Source organism: Mesorhizobium sp. M7A.F.Ca.CA.004.06.1.1, from assembly GCF_003999135.1.
Lineage (GTDB): Bacteria > Pseudomonadota > Alphaproteobacteria > Rhizobiales > Rhizobiaceae > Mesorhizobium.
This window is the reverse complement of record NZ_RZPQ01001425.1, coordinates 1-491: the sequence shown is the minus strand read 5'-3', so window position 1 is coordinate 491 and position 491 is coordinate 1. Positions and strand designations below refer to the sequence as shown.

1 protein-coding gene is annotated in these 491 nt (G+C 57.6%); it reads left to right on the top strand.

From position 1 onward, the window contains the following. A partial coding sequence (locus EN906_RS36740; protein ID WP_164777735.1) for an ABC transporter substrate-binding protein occupies positions 1-491 on the top strand: 491 nt, incomplete at both ends.

Genomic DNA, 491 nt, shown 5'->3' with positions numbered 1-491 from the left:
CTTGTCGAACTGTCCAAGGATTTTACCAAGGAAACCGGCATCGGCATGAAATTCGAGTTCGTGCCATGGACCAACTATGCCGACCGTTTCCTCAACGAGCTGAACTCGCACGGCAAATTGTGCGACCTGATCATCGGCGACAGCCAGTGGATCGGCGGCGCTGCCGAGAACGGCCACTACGTCAAGCTGAACGACTTCTTCGACAAGGAGAAGATCAGCATGGACGATTTCGTGCCGGCAACCGTCGTCGGCTATTCGGAATGGCCGAAGAACACGCCGAACTACTGGGCGCTGCCGGCCATGGGCGACGTCGTCGGCTGGACCTATCGCAAGGACTGGTTCTCCAAGCCGGAACTGCAGAAGGAATTCAAGGAGAAGTACGGTTGGGATCTCGGCCCGCCGACCACTTTCGACCAGTTGAAGCAGGTCGCCGAGTTCTTCCAGAAGCGTGAGATCGACGGCAAGACCGTCTACGGCGCCTCGATCTACAC